Annotated in this window: 2 protein-coding genes; both read right to left on the bottom strand. The window is 68.1% G+C overall.

Translation table 11 applies throughout. From position 1 onward, the window contains the following. The coding region (locus I59_RS18675; RefSeq protein ID WP_022905185.1) for a cytochrome c at positions 1-651 on the bottom strand (651 nt) is incomplete at its 3' end. A 21-nt stretch (positions 652-672) separates the two neighbouring features. Continuing rightward, the coding region (locus tag I59_RS18670) for a cytochrome c oxidase subunit 3 (RefSeq protein ID WP_022905184.1) at positions 673-981 on the bottom strand (309 nt) is incomplete at its 5' end.

The following is a 981-nucleotide window of genomic DNA, read 5'->3' as shown; positions in this document are numbered from 1 at the left end:
GGCCTTCTGCTGCGGGGTCAGGTTCAGGTCGTTGAAGACCGGCATGTTCTGCGGGCCGGTGAGCATGGCCTCGTAGATGTGCTTGCCGGAGACCTTCTGCAGGTTCGGGGCGTACTTGCCCTCGGTCAGGGCACCGCCGGCGCCGGCCACGTTGTGGCACATCGCGCAGTTGATGCGGAACAGCTCGGCGCCCTCGGCCGCGTCGCCCTTGCCGTCGGTGAGGTCCGACGACGGGACCGCGGGGCCGGGGGCGAGCGACGCGACGTACTGCGCGAGCGCGTCGACCTGCTCGTCGGTGAACTGCGCGGGCTTCTCCTCGGCCTGGGGGCCCGAGGCGGCCATCGGCATGCGACCGGTGCCGACCTGGAAGTCGACCGAAGCGGCGCCGACGCCGATGAGCGACGGGCCCTCACCCGTGCCCTGGGCGTTCAGCCCGTGGCAGGTGGCGCAGTTCGAGGCGAAGAGCTTCTCGCCCTCGTTGACCTTCGACTGCGTCGACGCGGCGGACACCGAGCTGGTGCTGCTGTCGGCGTTCGCCGAGGAGCTGAACAGCGCGTACGCACCGCCGGTGGTCATCAGACCGACGACGATGAGCGAGACGGTCGCCAGTGGTGACCGGCGGCCCTTCTTGGACTTGGTTCTGTTGAACATGCTGTGGGGGCTATCCAGTTCCTACTTGAGAAGGTAGATGACGGCGAAGAGGCCGATCCAGACGACGTCGACGAAGTGCCAGTAGTACGACACGACGATGGCGGTGGTCGCTTCCTTGTGACCGAAGTTCTTGGCGGCGAACCCGCGACCGAGGGTCAGCAGGAACGCGATGAGGCCACCCGTGACGTGGAGGCCGTGGAAGCCGGTCGTCATGTAGAAGGCCGAGCCGTAGGCGCTGGAGGAGAGCGTGACGCCCTCGTGCCAGAGGTTGGCAGGCCTGGCTCGTGGCCGGAGTACCCGACCGGCACGCCCGAGTAGCGCTGCGCGAGG

The organism is Curtobacterium sp. B8 (assembly GCF_000333315.1).
GTDB classification, from domain to species: Bacteria; Actinomycetota; Actinomycetes; order Actinomycetales; family Microbacteriaceae; genus Curtobacterium; species Curtobacterium luteum.
The sequence above is the reverse complement of the archived record's forward strand: the minus strand, read 5'-3'. Positions and strand labels throughout refer to the sequence as shown.